The 15,900-nt window shown below is 64.1% G+C and carries 15 protein-coding genes; 11 read left to right on the top strand and 4 right to left on the bottom strand.

What is annotated here, in order from left to right:
- Positions 1 to 33: 33 nt before the first annotated feature.
- Positions 34 to 1,218, bottom strand: a complete 1,185-nt coding sequence (locus tag D8W71_RS04685; RefSeq protein WP_121111420.1) for a thiolase family protein — start codon at positions 1,216 to 1,218, stop codon at positions 34 to 36.
- A 110-nt stretch (positions 1,219 to 1,328) separates the two neighbouring features.
- Here D8W71_RS04685 and D8W71_RS04680 point away from each other — a divergent pair, with 110 nt between their 5' ends.
- The 5 genes from D8W71_RS04680 to D8W71_RS04660 all read left to right on the top strand — a co-directional run bounded on the left by D8W71_RS04680 (position 1,329) and on the right by D8W71_RS04660 (position 4,989).
- Positions 1,329 to 2,306 (top strand): LLM class F420-dependent oxidoreductase, encoded by a 978-nt coding sequence (locus D8W71_RS04680; protein ID WP_201265251.1) that lies wholly within the window; start codon positions 1,329 to 1,331, stop codon positions 2,304 to 2,306.
- A 71-nt stretch (positions 2,307 to 2,377) separates the two neighbouring features.
- On the top strand, positions 2,378 to 3,001 hold the full coding sequence (locus D8W71_RS04675; RefSeq protein WP_121111416.1) for an AIM24 family protein: 624 nt from the start codon (positions 2,378 to 2,380) through the stop codon (positions 2,999 to 3,001).
- Position 3,002: 1 nt separating this feature from the next.
- Complete coding sequence (locus D8W71_RS04670) at positions 3,003 to 3,680, top strand: AIM24 family protein (RefSeq protein ID WP_121111414.1); 678 nt, start codon at positions 3,003 to 3,005, stop codon at positions 3,678 to 3,680.
- An 8-nt stretch (positions 3,681 to 3,688) separates the two neighbouring features.
- Positions 3,689 to 4,468, top strand: coding sequence for an AIM24 family protein (locus D8W71_RS04665; RefSeq protein WP_121111412.1), 780 nt, complete (start codon positions 3,689 to 3,691; stop codon positions 4,466 to 4,468).
- Between the two features lie 149 nt (positions 4,469 to 4,617).
- Positions 4,618 to 4,989, top strand: coding sequence for a hypothetical protein (locus D8W71_RS04660; protein ID WP_121111410.1), 372 nt, complete (start codon positions 4,618 to 4,620; stop codon positions 4,987 to 4,989).
- On the opposite strand, the gene D8W71_RS04655 is transcribed toward D8W71_RS04660, so the two are convergent.
- A complete protein-coding gene (locus D8W71_RS04655) occupies positions 4,986 to 6,152 on the bottom strand; it encodes a macrolide family glycosyltransferase (protein WP_121111408.1) in 1,167 nt (388 codons plus the stop codon). The genes D8W71_RS04660 and D8W71_RS04655 overlap by 4 nt on opposite strands.
- Positions 6,153 to 6,194: 42 nt before the next feature.
- Positions 6,195 to 6,509, bottom strand: a complete 315-nt coding sequence (locus D8W71_RS04650) for an ArsR/SmtB family transcription factor (RefSeq protein ID WP_121111406.1) — start codon at positions 6,507 to 6,509, stop codon at positions 6,195 to 6,197.
- A gap of 96 nt (positions 6,510 to 6,605) precedes the next feature.
- On the opposite strand from D8W71_RS04650, the gene D8W71_RS04645 reads away from it, so the two are divergent.
- The 6 genes from D8W71_RS04645 to D8W71_RS04620 all read left to right on the top strand — a co-directional run bounded on the left by D8W71_RS04645 (position 6,606) and on the right by D8W71_RS04620 (position 15,601).
- On the top strand, positions 6,606 to 7,889 hold the full coding sequence (locus D8W71_RS04645) for an MFS transporter (RefSeq protein ID WP_121111404.1): 1,284 nt from the start codon (positions 6,606 to 6,608) through the stop codon (positions 7,887 to 7,889).
- Complete coding sequence (locus tag D8W71_RS04640; RefSeq protein WP_121111402.1) at positions 7,886 to 8,473, top strand: GNAT family N-acetyltransferase; 588 nt, start codon at positions 7,886 to 7,888, stop codon at positions 8,471 to 8,473. The genes D8W71_RS04645 and D8W71_RS04640 overlap by 4 nt, the downstream gene beginning before the upstream one ends.
- 119 nt (positions 8,474 to 8,592) lie before the next feature.
- Positions 8,593 to 10,968 (top strand): lysylphosphatidylglycerol synthase transmembrane domain-containing protein, encoded by a 2,376-nt coding sequence (locus D8W71_RS04635; protein WP_121111400.1) that lies wholly within the window; start codon positions 8,593 to 8,595, stop codon positions 10,966 to 10,968.
- Positions 10,902 to 12,047, top strand: coding sequence for a DNA alkylation repair protein (locus tag D8W71_RS04630; protein WP_328588814.1), 1,146 nt, complete (start codon positions 10,902 to 10,904; stop codon positions 12,045 to 12,047). The genes D8W71_RS04635 and D8W71_RS04630 overlap by 67 nt, the downstream gene beginning before the upstream one ends.
- A 119-nt stretch (positions 12,048 to 12,166) precedes the next feature.
- Positions 12,167 to 13,585: an argininosuccinate synthase gene (gene argG, locus D8W71_RS04625; RefSeq protein WP_121111396.1), complete on the top strand. Its 1,419-nt coding sequence runs from the start codon at positions 12,167 to 12,169 to the stop codon at positions 13,583 to 13,585.
- A 171-nt stretch (positions 13,586 to 13,756) separates the two neighbouring features.
- The gene (locus D8W71_RS04620) at positions 13,757 to 15,601 is read left to right on the top strand and encodes a bifunctional diguanylate cyclase/phosphodiesterase (protein WP_121111394.1); all 1,845 of its coding nucleotides are present in this window, start codon (positions 13,757 to 13,759) and stop codon (positions 15,599 to 15,601) included.
- On the opposite strand, the gene D8W71_RS04615 is transcribed toward D8W71_RS04620, so the two are convergent.
- Positions 15,582 to 15,875: a putative quinol monooxygenase gene (locus tag D8W71_RS04615; RefSeq protein ID WP_121111392.1), complete on the bottom strand. Its 294-nt coding sequence runs from the start codon at positions 15,873 to 15,875 to the stop codon at positions 15,582 to 15,584. The genes D8W71_RS04620 and D8W71_RS04615 overlap by 20 nt on opposite strands.
- Positions 15,876 to 15,900 lie beyond the last annotated feature (25 nt).

Genomic DNA, 15,900 nt, shown 5'->3' with positions numbered 1-15,900 from the left:
GTACGCCGGTTTCTGCAGCAAAAACGGGGCTCGTCAGACCCGTTCCAGAATCGTTGCATTGGCCAGCCCGCCTGCCTCACACATCGTTTGCAGACCGAACCGTGCATCGTTCTGTTCCATCGCGTTGACGAGAGTCGTCATGATCCGCGCGCCGCTGGCTCCGAGGGGATGTCCGATGGCAATGGCTCCTCCGTTGACGTTGACGCGTCTCGGATCTGCGCCGATTTCCTTCTGCCACGCTAGGACAACCGACGCGAACGCCTCGTTGACCTCGAACAGATCGATATCCGACAACCCCAGGCCTGCCCTCGCGAGCACCTTCTCGGTCGCCGGAATCACCCCGGTCAACATGTACAGCGGATCGGATCCGACGACGGCAAAGCTATGCAACCGCGCCAACGGCTTCAATCCGAGCCGCGCGGCGATCTCACTCGTGGTGATCAGCAGGGCGGCACTACCGTCGCTCAACGGGCTGCTGTTACCCGCAGTCACCGACCAATCGATCTGCGGGAAACGCTCGCCCACAGCAGGATCAACGAATGCCGGCCTCAGCCCCGCCATCGATTCCAGTGTGCCTCCACTCCTGATGATCTCGTCGTGGTCGAGCTCGGCAAGGGGCGCGAGTTCCTTGGCGAAACGGCCACCCGTCGCGGCAGCGTATGCCTTGGCGTGACTGCTCAAAGCGAACTCGTCCTGGGCCGTCCGATCGAATCCCCATCGTGCAGCGATCAATTCGGCGCTATGGCCTTGCGCGATCAGGCCTTCCGAATAGCGTTCGGTGAATGCCACGCCGCGAGGGTCCGCGCCCGGCCTGATGTTGGATCCCATGGGGACGCGACCCATCGACTCGACGCCTGCCGCGACTACGATGTCGTACGCACCGGACATGACGCCCTGCGCGGCGAAATGCACTGCCTGCTGACTACTTCCACACTGCCTGTCGACGGTGGTTCCCGGCACCGACTCGGGGTAGCCGGCGGCGAGCAACGCCGTCCGAGCAATGTTGAACGCCTGCTCGTCGACCTGAGTCACGGCGCCGGTGATGACGTCGTCGATCAAGGCCGGATCGATGCCGGTTCGCTCGATCAGTGCGCGGAGGCTGTGCGCCAACAGATCCGCCGGGTGCACGCCATGGAGCGCCCCGCTGGCCTTACCCTTGCCCACCGGTGTGCGGACCGCCTCGACGATGACTGCATCCCGACCGAATGTATGAGACATGACGTGACCTTTCCGTCTGGCTTTACTAAACCCTAGCTAGCCTGACTATAGCTCGACATAGTCAACTTCTCCAGGTGTCGTGCGTCACCGACGGGAGTAGCGTTGTTCGGGTGACTATTCGTCTCGGTTACCAGATGCCCAACTTCAGCTACGAAGGTTCCGTCAAGGAGCTGTTCCCGACGGTCATCGCGCAGGCGCGCGAGGCAGAGGCCGCGGGATTCGACACCGCGTTCGTCATGGACCACTTCTACCAACTACCAGGAATCGGCAAGCCCGACGAGCCGATGCTCGAGGCCTACTCGGCACTGTCCGCGCTGGCGACCGCCACCGACTCCATCCAGCTGTCCGCGCTGGTCACCGGCAACACATACCGGAATCCGGCTATCCTCGCCAAAACCGTCACGACACTCGACGTCGTCAGCGGTGGCCGTGCCATCCTCGGCATCGGCGCGGGCTGGTTCGAGCTCGAACATCAGAGCTTCGGACTCGAGTTCGGCACCTTCACCGACCGATTCGAACGACTCGACGAGGCCCTGCAGATCATCGAGCCGATGCTGCGGGGGCAGCGCCCGACGTTCGACGGTCTCTGGTACCAGGTGCAGGACGCCATCAACGAGCCACGCATTCGCGACGACCTTCCGATCATGCTCGGTGGCGGAGGCGAGAAGAAGACCTTCGGCCTCGCCGCACAGTTCGCCGACCATCTCAATATCATCTGCGATGCAAGCGAATTGCCGCGCAAGGTCAAGGCTGTCGAAGCTCGTTGCGAGGAGGTCGACCGCGACCCGAAGGACCTCGAAACCAGTTTCCTCGCATTCGTCATCATCGATGAGGACGGCGACAAGGCCAAGAAGTTGCAGAGCGATTACCTGCTGTCCACCGGGGTCGACCTTTCCAACCTGTCGGACGACGACATCGCCGCCGCGACGGACCGACACTTCTGCGGCACGCCGGACGACGTCGCAGAACAGGTCCAGAAGCGAGTACTGGACCATGGCATCGACGGAGTGATCATCAACCTGATCACCAACGGACACCAGCCGGGCGTCGTCGAACTCGCAGGTAAGGCCCTGAAACCGCTCGTCTAGGTCTCGCTCGTACCAGAAGGCTGGCACGGGGGGACATCGCGTGGCATAGTTCCCCCGTGGCTCAGCTGACAATGAACGGGCACCGAGTGCTCGTCGCAAATCTGCAACACGGATCACCGCAGGGCGATTCGCTGCGTGCGATTTCCGGATCCATGGTCGCGTACGAGGGCGATGTCGCTTTCAAGAACGCAGGGATGGGTGGCGGTGGCGGTCTTCGCGCTGCCCTCAAACAGAAGGTGACCGGCGAATCCCTTTCTCTCATGGAGGTTTCCGGCAAAGGCACTGTCTACTTCGCCGTCGACGCCCAGGACATCACCATCGTCGAGATCGCAAACGACTCGATGCACGTCGAGGCTTCCCAGCTCCTTGCCATCACCGGCCAACTGAAGACCGAAGTGAAGTTTTCCGGTCTCCGCGGGGCCTCGTCGGGGCAAGGGCTGTTCACGACGGTGGTCAGCGGATCCGGTTCTGTCGCACTGCTGTCCGCGGGTGGACCACTCATCGCTCTCGGCGTCGATCCGCAGTATCCGCTGGTCGTCGACCCTGATTCGTTCGTCGCGCATCGTGGACAGCTGAACCAGAGCTTCGTCACTGACGTCACCTGGCGATCCGCCATCGGCGGCGGCAGCGGCGAGGCCTTCTCGCTCCGTTTCGACGGCCTAGGCGTCGTCTACATTCAACCCGAGGAGCGCTGACGTGCCACTCGAACTCGTCAACAGCAAGGTCGTCAAATCTGTCCTCGCGCCGGGCCAGAATGTGCTGGCGCGCAAGGGTTCCATGCTCTACTACACCGGCGACGTCCACTTCATCCCGCACTCGATGGGCGGCGCGGCAGGCGCGATGCCCAGCATGGGTGGCGTCGCGGGAATGGCCGGGCGGATGATGTCCGGCGAGCACGTCGCGATGATGGCCGCCGAGGGCCAGGGCGAGGTCTTCTACGGCCACGCCGGCCTGTACGTCGAGGTGATCCATCTCGACGGTTCGTCGATGCTGACGGTCGAGGCCGATCGACTGCTGGTGCACGACGGCTATTTGCAGAGCTCGATCGTCGCGCTCACCTCCCAGGGCGGGGTGCGGGGAGCCGTCCGCGGCGCGATGACGGGCCAGGGCCTGTTCACGACGCAACTCACCGGGCAGGGCAGCGTCGCGGTTCTGTCGCACGGTGGCGCGATTCCGTTGCAGGTCGGGCCCGAACATCCCCAGGTCGTCGTCGATCCGCAGGCATATGTCTGCCACATCGGCAACATAACCGTCGACATTTCCGCCAACGTCGGCTGGCGTGACGCCGTCGGCAAGGGCAGCGGCGAGGCGATCCAACTGAAGATGACCGGCTTCGGAACCGTGTGGGTCCAGGCGTCCGAGCAGAAGTTCTAGGAGCTGACATGACAAATTTCCAGGGTCATTCCGCAGGCTCCACTCCCATCGAGATCCACACCCCGTACACGCTCCCGGTCAACGACAACGTCCCCGGCAACGACTACGCGTTCTGCGTCGAACTCGCCGGTCAGCCGTGGTTCACCTCCAAGGGCGCGATGATTGCCTACTACGGCAACGTGCGATTCGAACCGCTCGGCCAGACGTCCATGCCTGCCATCGTCGCCGCGCGCTTCAGCTCACCGCTGTACTCGAACGACTGGGTGCTCGCCCAGGGCCAGGGAAAGCTGATCCTCGGCGACCGTGGGTTCAACATCAACTCCTACGACCTGGACGACGGCAACCTGACGATCCGGGCATCCAATCTTCTCGCGTTCGAACCGACACTCGACCTGAAGCAGTCGATCGTGCCCGGATTCTTGACGTTGTTGGGCACCGGCAAGTTCCTCGCGTCGTCGAACGGGACGGTCATGTTCGCCGAACCGCCTCTGCGTATCGATCCGGAAGCGCTCGTCGGATGGGCCGACTGCCCCTCCCCGTCGCATCACTTCGACGCCGGCTGGATGCAGAACTTTCTCGGTGCTGCCCGCGGATTCCTCGGCGCGAACAGCGGCGAAGAACGTCAGTTCGACTTCACCGGCGCAGGCACTGTTCTGATCCAGTCCAGTGAAAAAGTGCTCGACGACGGTCACCTGCTGCGGCACATCGAGTCGCAGACCGTCTCGCTCGGACAGAACAGCCTGAGGGCCCTGCACAACACGATCGGTTCGCGCCTCCAACAGCAGTGACGGCGGCTCCGCCGCCTGTGCGTGCGTAGTGACACAGGGACGTAATCATGCACTCACAAGCAGGTCAGAGGTCGTGCGTGCGTAATGACAGAGGAACGTAATTACGCGCGCACGGGCGCCGCAGGCGCACCTGAGCGCACACTGGAGTCATGACCAACAACGGACCGTTCAACATCGACCCCGAGGACTTCGATCGTTTCGCCAAGGAGGCGAGCGACGGACTTCGCGACGTGGTCGGTCAAGTAGGCAAGATGATCGGCCAATCCGGCGCAGTCGGACCGTGGGGCGCATTCTTCGGCAACGCCGCGACACCGACTCGCACGAGCGCCCCCGAGCCCGAGACCACCGGCGAGAAGGGCGACGGCGTCTGGGCGATCTACACCGTCACCGACGCGGGCGCCTCCATCGACCAGGTGTTCGCCACCGAGCTCGACGCGCTGCGGGCGCACAAGGAAAACACCGACCCTGCCAGGAAGGTGCGGTTCCTGCCCTACGGAATGAGCGTCAGCGCACTCGACTAGCCGCCAGCTGCGGTTACCACCGCGTCGGCTGCTGTGTCGACCCCACCGTCGGCGCGGACCTCGGCACCGATCTCGGTGAGCCGCGCGCGGATTTCGGCTGACTCTGCAACTTTTTCGACCGCCATCCGGAGCGACTCGGCCGTCACGTCCTCGTTCTGCAGCTGCACCCCGACGTTCAGTTCCTCGAGTAACGCCGCGTTTCCGAATTGGTCGACAGCCTGGGGGATCGCGACGGTCGGTACCTCGAACCACAGCGCTTCGGTGCAGCCGCCCATGCCGGCGTGAGTGACGAACGCCGAAGCCTCACGAAGGATCGCGAGCTGTGGTACGCGCGAGTGGATCTCGATGTTCGACGGCAGGTCACCCAGCACGGATGGGTCGACCCTGTTGCCGATCGAGATCACGACGTGCCAGTTCGTGCCGCCGAACGCCTCGATGCACGTTCGGTAGAAGTCCGGCCGGAAGTTGAACCCGGTTCCGAACGACACGTACAACACCCGCGAGCCCGACGACGGCGGAGTCCAGCCGCCCTCGTCCAACCGAGCAGGATCGAGACACGGCCCGACGAACCGACCCCTCGGCGGCACCCTGTCCGCATTCGGCTGCATTGCTCGGGGTATGAGCGACAACACGTGCTCCGGGTGGGAGATCCAGTCCCACGCATCGTCCTCGATACCGTTGCCGGACAGCCAGTTCGAGTACGCCGCATGGTAAGCCTTGCCTGTCTCCGATGCACGCAACGGGCCCAACATCTCTGCGAGATCGTCCTCGTACCCGTCCCACGCAACCATCGCAGGTGACAGTTGCACCGCCTTCACGCCGAGACGCCGTCCGAGCACCGGAGCGGCCAACCCACCGATGTCGTACAGGAACAGATCGGGCGGGTTCTCGTCGTAGAAGTCGGTGAGGACAGCGAAGGACGCGAGAGCTTCGTCGAGAAACACGTGCATGGACTCGGCCGGGTCGTCAGGCCAGCCGTCCTCACCCTGAGGAAGGATCGACGGGAACGAAACGACCTCGACACCAGCGGGTTCGACCACCGAAGCCAACTGCTCTCCGACCGCGTAGGTAACACGGTGTCCACGGCGAACCAACTCCGCAATCAACCCGAGGGACGGGTAGATATGGCTGGGGGCCGTCGTGCCGATCATTGCGATGTGCATGCCGACGACGCTAACCCGCGACCTACCGTGAGGCCACCCGTTTTACGGCGTCTCGTTCGCTATGAGGTCCAACAGCCCGGGAAAGCGCTCGTTCAACTCGGGCCTGCGCAGCGTCACCTTTCGGCTGTTGCCACGATCGACCTGAAAGACCAAACCGGCTTCACGGAGTACCCGGAAGTGATGCGTCAGAGTCGATTTGGTGACACCGAGCTCGAAGGACATGCATGTACGCTCGGCGCCGTCGTCGTCGCCGACCAGCTCGGTGATCACCCTGCGGCGTAGCGGATCCGCCAACGCCGACATCACCTTGCCGAGCTCCATCTCCGACACCTCGGGGTGCCCGTTCTCGTCTGCCATCTCGCTCCCGGATATCGATCGCATGTAGGTACGACTTGCGCCGTACCTACAACTCTGCTTCCCTAGTACGACAACCATCGTACCTAGGGGGAATCGATGCCTTCCACTCGTACCGAGCCCGGCAAGCTCACGCTGCCCGTCGTACTCGCAGCACAGTTCGTGATCCCAATGTCGATTGCGGGCACCGCCATCGCGTTGCCGGACATTGCACTCGACCTGGGGGACAGCCCCGGTCCGCTGCAGTGGGTCGTCAACGGCTTCAACCTCGCGTTCGCGCTGTTCACGGTCGTGTGGGGTGCGGTATCCGACCGCATCGGTCATCGGGCGTCCTTCCGTATCGGTGTCGCGCTGACCGGCCTCGCGGGCATCGTCAGCGCCGCGGCCCCCACGCTGATCGTTCTCGACGTCGCGCGGATACTCGCAGGCGTCGGCGCAGCGGCCGTGCTCGTCGGGTCCACCTCGATCCTTGCCAGCACCTACTTCGGCGCGGCCCGAGCCAAGGCATTCGCGGCATTCGGCACGGTCAACGGCCTCGGCCTCGCGCTCGGCCCGACCATCGCTGGCCTCCTGGTCGGCGGAATCGGCTGGCGTGGAGTGTTTCTCACGCAGGCGGCCATTCTCGCGGTCGCGTTCGCCGGAACCCTTGCGCTGCCACATATCCGGCCCGATTCCGCCGGCACATCCCCGGTCCTCGACTTCGCCCTGCTTCGAAACCGAAAGTTCCTCGGTCTATGCCTCGTGCCCGTCGCCGGAGCGATCGGGTTCGTCACCCTACTGACCTATCTACCGAACGCTCTGAGCGGCATCGTAGCCATGGACGCCGCGTCGGCAGGGCTTCTGATGCTGGTCATGACGGCACCCGTTCTTCTCGCACCGGCCGCGGTGGCACGGCTGATCACCGCAGGAAGAACAACCCCGACGACGGTGATCCACGTCAGTCTTGCTGCGCTGATAATCGGCGATCTGGGACTGTTGCTTCTGCGTCCAGACGGGTCGCTGTGGTGGATCGTCGGGCCGATGGTCTTGGTGGGGTTCGGTTTCGGCCTTCCGATCGGTCTCGTCGACGGCGAAGCACTCGCGTCCGTCCCGCCGCACAGCACCGGAACGGCGGCGGGCGTTCTCAACCTCTTCCGCATCGGCGGTGAAGCTCTCCTCGTCGCCGGATACGCGTGGCTGCTGTCGAGCCTCGTCACCGATCGACTGAGCGGAGACCCCGAGGCCGACGCCGCGGCGGCGGGACTACCCGGTCACGCACACGAGTACGCAGGCGCGTTCCACGACGTCGTGGGCATCCTCGTAGTCCTGGTGGGTGTCGTTGCAGCTGCAGCGATCGTGCTCACGCGCTCGGCGAAGTCCGCTGACGTATCCTCGGCCGCGTGACCTTCCTGCACCCGGTGACCCTGGCCAACGACCTCGTAACCCTGGAGCCTCTGAGCCACGACCACCTCGAGGGACTTTCCGACGCCGCCCGAGACGGTGAGCTCTGGAACCTCTGGTACACCACCGTGCCCAGGCCGGAGGACATGGCGGCCGAGATCGATCGACGCCTCGGCCTGCTGGAAGCGCAGTCGATGCTGCCGTTCACTGTCCGCCGTACCGATACCGGTCAGATCATCGGCATGACGACCTACATGCATGCCGACGCCGCGAACCGTCGAGTCGAGATCGGTTCCACGTGGAACGCCGCGTCCGCACACCGCACCGGCACCAATACGGCGAGCAAACTCCTGCTCCTGACGCATGCGTTCGAGGAATTGGATTGCATCGCAGTTGAATTCCGTACGCATTGGATGAACATGCAGTCGCGCACTGCCATTGCGAACCTCGGCGCCAAACAGGACGGCATCCTGCGCAACCACCAACGCATGCCCGACGGCTCCTTGCGCGACACGGTCGTGTTCTCCATCGTCGACTCCGAGTGGCCGGCGGTCCGCAACGAGCTCAGGCGGAGGCTGGCGCGGTAGGTGGGCAAGGAGCACCGATCGTTCGATTTCGAACGGGGGATCCCCGCCCTCGCGGCAACAGCGGTGCATCACGCCCACAAGCCCCGGGTGCCACACCGAGGCACTGTAAGTTGACGCACGTGCGAGTGGACGGGCGAGACATTCCGGTGACGGGACGCCTGCTGCAACCGCTAGGCAGGCGCACCAGCGACATCCTGCGGGTGGTGCTGGCGAGCATTCTGCTCGCCGCCGTCATCGCGGGTTCGCTGATCACTCGAAATCAATGGGACGCACTCGAGACATCGGTGTCGAACATCGTCGGGGTGCTCAGTCCCGACCAGTCGAACCTCGTCTACATCCTCTACGGAATCGCAATCCTGGCGCTTCCGTTCGGCATTCTGATCGGACTGATCGCCGGTCGACAGTGGAAGCTCCTCGCAGGCTACGGCGCTGCAGGCATCATCGCCGGGCTGGCTCTGTCCATCACCGGCACCGGAATCTCGACCCCAGCATGGCATCTCGACGTACCGGACCGGCTCGACACATTTCTCTCCCAATTCCTCGACGATTCCCGGTGGATCGCGATGCTCGCTGCTGTCCTGACGGTGTCCGGACCATGGCTCCCCGCCCGGTGGCGACGCGTCTGGTGGTTCTTGCTCCTCGCGTTCGTACCGATCCACCTTTTCGTCAGCACGGTTGTGCCGGCGCGATCGATGTTGGGCCTGTCCGTCGGTTGGCTGGTCGGAACGCTGATCGTCCTCGTCGTAGGTACGCCGGCCCTGGAAGTGCCGCTCGACGCCGCGGTACGGCTCCTCGCGCGCCGCGGCCATACCGTCACGTCGTTCAAGGTTTTGAAGCCGGCAGGCCCAGGGCCGTTGGTGCTCTCCGCCAAAGCCGACGGCACCGAACCCGAGGTCATCGTCGAGATGTACGGGCAGAACCAGCGCAGTGGAGGCGCCCTTCGTCAGGCGTGGCGGTGGTTGTCCTTCCGCGCCGAAGAGTCCGTGCCTCTGCACGCCTCGATGCGCCGAGCCGTCGAACATCGGGCGTTGATGGGTATCGCCATCGGTGACCTCGGCATCGCCAGCAGCAAGCCGCTCGCTGTGTCCGCACTGTCCCGCGGGTGGGCGCTCTTCGCCCATACTGCGCCCGCAGGCGTTCCAGTCGACGAGTCCTCGCCGGACTCGCTCGCCAGCAGTATCTGGAACGGCCTCCAGACGCTGCACGAAGTACAGATCTCCCACGGCGACCTCCGCAGCGAGGAACTGCGGAACGACGACGGCAAGGCACTGTTCGGCGGTTTCTCCAATGCCGAGCTCGGGGCGTCGGACGCGCAGATGCAGTCCGACGTCGCGCAGCTGTTGATCTCCACGTCTGCCCTGTTCGGTGAGGAACGGGCCGTACGTATAGCCATCGATACGCTCGGCAAGGACATCGTCGTCACGGCCGCGGGGCGCCTGACCAAAACTGCAATACCCACGCGCGTGCTCAAATCCGTTCCCGACGGCAAAGCAGTCATGAACAGGGTGCGCGACGAGATCGTCAGACAGACGGACGCCGACAAGATCAGGGCCGAACAGGTCACGCGGTTCACCCGCAATCAGATCATTCAGCTGGTGTTGCTGATCGGCCTCGTCTACGTCGCATATCCGTTCATCAGCGCGGTCCCGACGTTCATGACCGAATTGCTTTCGGCAAACTGGTGGTGGGCTCTGCTGGGACTAGCGGTTTCGGCTCTGACGTACCTCGGCGCTGCTGCGGCTCTGTGGGCATGCGCGTCCGGCCTGGTCAGCTTCCGTCATCTGACGATCATGCAGGTGGCCAACACTTTTGCCGCGACGACGACGCCTGCGGGTGTCGGCGGGCTCGCCTTGAGCGTTCGCTTCCTGCAGAAGGGCGGCCTCGGCGCTGTGCGTGCGACAGCTGCTGTGGCGCTGCAACAATCGGTACAGGTGATCACCCACGTCGGGTTGTTGATCTTCTTCTCTGTCGTGGCGGGAACGTCGGCGGATCTCGCACATTTCGTGCCGGATCCGACGGTGCTGTATCTGATCGCAGGCGTCGCTCTCGGCATCGTCGGGACGTTCATGTTCGTTCCCACGCTTCGACATTGGTTGCGCAACGCAGTACGGCCACAGCTGAAAGAGGTGTTCGGCGAGCTCGGCGATCTGGCCAAGGACCCCAAGCGATTCTCCATCATCATCCTCGGCTGCGCTGCAACCACTCTCGGTGCAGCACTAGCACTGTGGGCGAGCATCGAAGCCTTCGGCGGCGGAACAACGTTCGTCACCGTTACCGTCGTCACCATGATCGGCGGGACGCTCGCATCGGCAGCGCCGACCCCCGGCGGCGTCGGCGCGGTGGAAGCCGCGTTGATCGGTGGTCTCGCGGCCTTCGGGCTGCCGGCAAGTGTGGCCGTTCCGTCGGTGTTGCTCTATCGCGTTCTCACGTGCTGGCTCCCCGTGTTCTGTGGATGGCCGACGCTGCGCTGGCTGACGAAGAAGGACATGGTCTGAAGATGCCCACCGCAGACGAACTTCTCGGCGCATCCGTCGTCGACGATCTCATCGAGTGCCTCGGCGGGACGATGCCCGCGACCTCGGCGACCACCGCGAGTTTCACCGGACTCTCCCTGAGCGACCGAGCCCGCCTGGTCCGCGACGCGTTACTCACGGACCTGCCGGACAGCTACGTGCCGTTCGAGAAGAGCGTCCGAAAAGCATTGCGCAAGAAGACCTTCACCGGTTGGATGATCTGGCCCGTCAGCGAGGCAGTGGCGACGCGAGCAACCGCAGAGGGCCCCGCCGAATTCGACGCGGGCCTGGCGCTTCTGAAAGATCTGACGTCGCGCCTGAGCGGGGAATTCGCGATCCGGACCTTCATGGACTCCGATCTCGACGTCACTCTCGCGGCAGCACTTGGTTGGACCGAGCACCCCGACGAACACGTCCGCAGACTCGCCTCCGAGGGAACGCGCCTTTACCTACCGTGGGCGAGGCGCGTCAGGGCACTCACCGCGAGACCGGACGCGACGATCGCCATCCTCGACGCCCTCTACCGCGACGAGTCCGAGTACGTCCGTCGGTCGGTCGCCAATCACCTCAACGATCTGAGCCGCACCGACCCAGCTCTCGTCGTCGAGCAAGCTCGGAAATGGTCCGACCAGCCGGACGTGAACACACCGAAACTCGTGAGGCACGCCCTTCGAACCCTGATCAAGAAGGGCAATCCCGACGCCTTGGCTCTCCTCGGCTTCGCCCCGCCCGACGGCGTCACCGTCGCAGGTCTGACCGTCACGCCATCCCACGTGCAGGCCGGCGGCGACATGAGGTTGCGCTTCGAGATCTCCGCGTCGTCGAGGCAAGCTGTTGCGATCGACTACGTCATCCATCACGTCCGAGCCAACGGTGGCCGCACGCCGAAGGTGTTCAAGCTGACCACCAGAACACTGGAGCCTGGCGTAGGAGTCGTCGTCGAGAAGTCACATTCGTTCCGGCCCATCACCACTCGGCGCTACTACCCCGGCGAGCACATGCTCGAGATACAGGTGAACGGGTCGACGCTGGCGTCCACGATTTTCCAGGTCACTCCGTAGACTCCGCTCCCGATTTTCGGGTCACTCCGTAAACTCCGCTCCCGGTTTTCGCGGTCACTCCGTAAACTCCGCTCCCGGGCGGTTTTCTCGCTGGACCGACCGCCGGATACCATGCTCGCGTGACGAAGGTACTGCATGAACTTCCCGTCGGTGAGCGCATCGGCATCGCATTCTCCGGCGGTTTGGACACCTCCGTCGCGGTGGCGTGGATGCGTGAACATGGCGCTGTCCCGTACGCCTACACCGCCGACATCGGCCAGTACGACGAGCCGGATCTGTCGGACGTACCTGAGCGCGGTCGCGCCTACGGCGCTGAGCAGGCGCGGCTCGTCGACTGCCGCGAACAGCTGGTCGAGGAAGGCTTGGCCGCTCTGACGTGCGGGGCCTTCCACATCAGGTCCGGGAACCAGGTCTACTTCAACACCACCCCGCTCGGCCGCGCCGTCACCGGTACGTTGCTCGTCCGTGCGATGGCCGACGACGGCGTCTCGATCTGGGGCGACGGATCCACCTACAAGGGCAACGACATCGAGCGGTTCTACCGTTACGGCCTGCTCGCGAACCCCGAACTGCGGATCTACAAGCCGTGGCTGGACAAGGCATTCGTGAACGAGCTCGGTGGACGTCACGAGATGTCCGTGTGGTTGACCGAGCACGATCTTCCGTACCGGGACTCCGCGGAGAAGGCGTACTCCACCGACGCCAACATCTGGGGTGCGACGCACGAGGCCAAGAGCCTCGAATACCTCGATACCTCCTTGGAAATCGTCAACCCGATCATGGGGGTTCGTTTCTGGGATCCCGAGGTTGTCATCGAGACCGAAGACGTCACAGTCGAGTTCGAACGCGGACGTCCCGTAGCGATCAACGGCAAGAAGTTCGACAGTGCCGTCGACCTCGTGATGGAGGCCAATTCCATCGGCGGCCGTCACGGCCTCGGTATGTCCGACCAGATCGAGAACCGCATCATCGAAGCCAAGAGCCGCGGAATCTACGAAGCTCCCGGCATGGCTCTGCTGCACATCACGTACGAGCGTCTTCTCAACGCCGTGCACAACGAGGACACCGTCGCCTCGTACCACAATGAGGGTCGTCGACTCGGCCGGCTGCTGTACGAGGGCCGCTGGTTCGATCCGCAGGCACTGATGCTGCGTGAAGGACTGCAGCGTTGGGTCGGCAATGTCGTCAGCGGCAGCGTGACGGTTCGGCTGAGGCGTGGACAGGACTTCACCATCGTCGACACCAAGGGAACGGGCTTCAGCTACCACCCGGAGAAGCTGTCGATGGAACGCGCCAAGGACCAGGCGTTCTTCCCCGGTGACCGCATCGGACAGCTCACCATGCGCAACCTCGACATCGCCGACTCCCGCGGCAAGCTCGAGCAGTATGCCGCTCAGCACCAGCTCACAGCGTGGGGCGAGCTACTCGGCGACATGCCTGAGGGTGGCGCGGCCGCAATTGCTGCCACCAGCGCAGCCAGTTCGGAGATCAACTCCGAGGCCCTGGACCATGCCGCGATCGAGTCGGGTACCGACTAGACGTCACCGAAGCGTCCTACCCCAAGCCGGTCAAAGCGCGGTTCTCGCTACCTATGCGCTGGTACGGTGTGAAAACAGGTCCACGTGACAGGGACGGGGCCCGCGAACAGGCGATAGACGCGTGAGGCGCGGGGTTCACGGGGAAGCCGCTGTTCCACGATGAGAGGCCCGATGCCTGTGGGCGACCTAGGTACGAGTGCCGACCCTCGCCGTAATCGCTATGCACGCGTCACCTCGGATCCCAACGGAATCAACACTTTCGAGACCGAGGACATCGCTGCTCCCGACAGCATGAGATGGGCAAGGGTGATCATCGGCGTCTTGACGTTGTCGTTCGGCCTGTCCGGCGCGTTGATGATTCCAGCGGATCAGTTCACCACGATCGAATCGGTGTTCGTGGCCATTGCGTCGCTGTCGACTGTTCCCGTGGCGCTGCTGTGGTTCTTCGGCGCTTGGCCGCGGAGAAGCGTCGGAGCCTTGTACGTGCTGTATTCGGACATCGGGATTGTATCGATCCTGCTGTCCTTCGACACCCCGTTCGATGCGGTGCCGGGCTGCGCGATGCTGTCCATCGTCGCGATCTACGCGATCGTGGCTACCTCACCGAAGGTGCTGGCCGCCCATCTGTTCGTTTCGGCAGTGGTGCTGATCTGGTTGACGGCGATGTCCATCGATTCGGGCGCGGATCCGTGGTCGGCGGCCTCGCGGGCGGTCACAATCGGGTCGTTGTTCATCGCTCCGTTCGCGCTGCGGCCCTATCTGCGCTACCTCCGCCAGCGGGCCAGCCGTGCACTTCTCGACCCCCTGACCGGGCTGTTGAATCGCCGCGGCCTGTTCGACATGGTCGAACAGGCGAACCGAGCAGGCGTCGGTGCACGCGCCGAGGCGCGCGCCATCGGCGTGGTTGTCATCGATGTCGACGGATTCAAGTTGATCAACGACCGGTACGGCCATCCCTCCGGTGATTTGGTACTCGTCGAAGTGGCCGCGCGGCTGATGCATGCAGCGTCCGAGGCCGCGGTGGTCTCCCGGCTCGGAGGCGACGAATTCGTCGTCGTGCACCTCGGCACCCAGGCAGAGGTGAGCGATGCCGAAATCCGGATCCGCACCGCACTGGAGTTGTCGTTCAACGGCCCACCGTTCACGACAAGCGTCGGGTCCGCCGGCGACTCTCTCATCCGAGGCGACGCCACCGGCACCATACTGCGACGCCTCGTCGCCGAGGCAGACATCGAGTTGTACCGCAACAAGACTCAGCTGCACGACGAGACTTCGCCACGCCGCAAGGACTCACTCGGCATCCGCGACCGGATCGAATCGCTTCTCGACGACGGCGGTCCGACAATCGTTTTTCAACCGATATGCGACACGCTCACCTCGGAAGTGGTCGGTTACGAGGCGCTGGCGCGTTTCCCGTTCGGGCACGGGTCACCGCTGATCTGGTTTCGTGATGCGACAGGGGCAGGAGTCGGCCCACGCCTGGAACTCGCCGCCATCGACGCAGCTCTCGAGTCGATGCATACCCTCCCCCGTTCAGCCTTCGTCTCGCTCAACGCATCTGCCGAAACGATCCGCACCACCGATCTGTTGGCGCGGCTCGCACCGCACCTCGACAGCCGCGTGCTGTACCTGGAGATCACCGAGCACGAGCGCGTCGACGACTACCGGTCGGTCGCGCGGTCGGTAGAGGCAATTCGTGCGGCAGGCGTGAAGATCTCGGTCGACGACGTCGGGGCAGGATTCTCGGGCTTGCGCCAGGTCGTCGAGTTGAAACCGGACACCTTGAAGATCGACTACACGTTGGTGCACGGAATCGACACGGATCCGGCACGACGGGCGGCTGCAGCTGCCCTCGCAGCGTTCGCGCGCGAGGTCGGGGCGACGCTCATCATGGAGGGGGTCGAGACCGAAGCCGAACTCCGTGTTGCCGCCGAGCTCGGCTTCGACATGGTGCAGGGCTTCTACACCGGGCGACCCGAGGCGCCGCTTCCGGCGGTCAGACCTCTGACACCGTGAATTTGGTCAACGTGGGCGCGCCGGCGAGGAGTTCGCCGAGTTCCGTTGCCTGGCCGGGGCCTGCCCTCCACTCGCGGTACTTCGCGTCCGCCTCTGCTGACTCCCAGCGCTCGTAGGCGATCCAGTGGGTCTCGTCGGCTTCGTCGATCCACACATCGACGCCGTGGCACCCGTCGAACGCCCGGGTGTCGGCGAGGACGCGGTTCAGAACGGCATCGGCGTCGGCGAGCTTGTCGGCGCGCAATTTCAGATCGAGCAAGGCGATGATCGCCATCTGTGTCTCCTGGGGCGTTCGAGGG

The organism is Rhodococcus sp. P1Y, assembly GCF_003641205.1.
GTDB lineage: Bacteria > Actinomycetota > Actinomycetes > Mycobacteriales > Mycobacteriaceae > Rhodococcoides.
The sequence above is the reverse complement of the archived record's forward strand: the minus strand, read 5'-3'. Positions and strand labels throughout refer to the sequence as shown.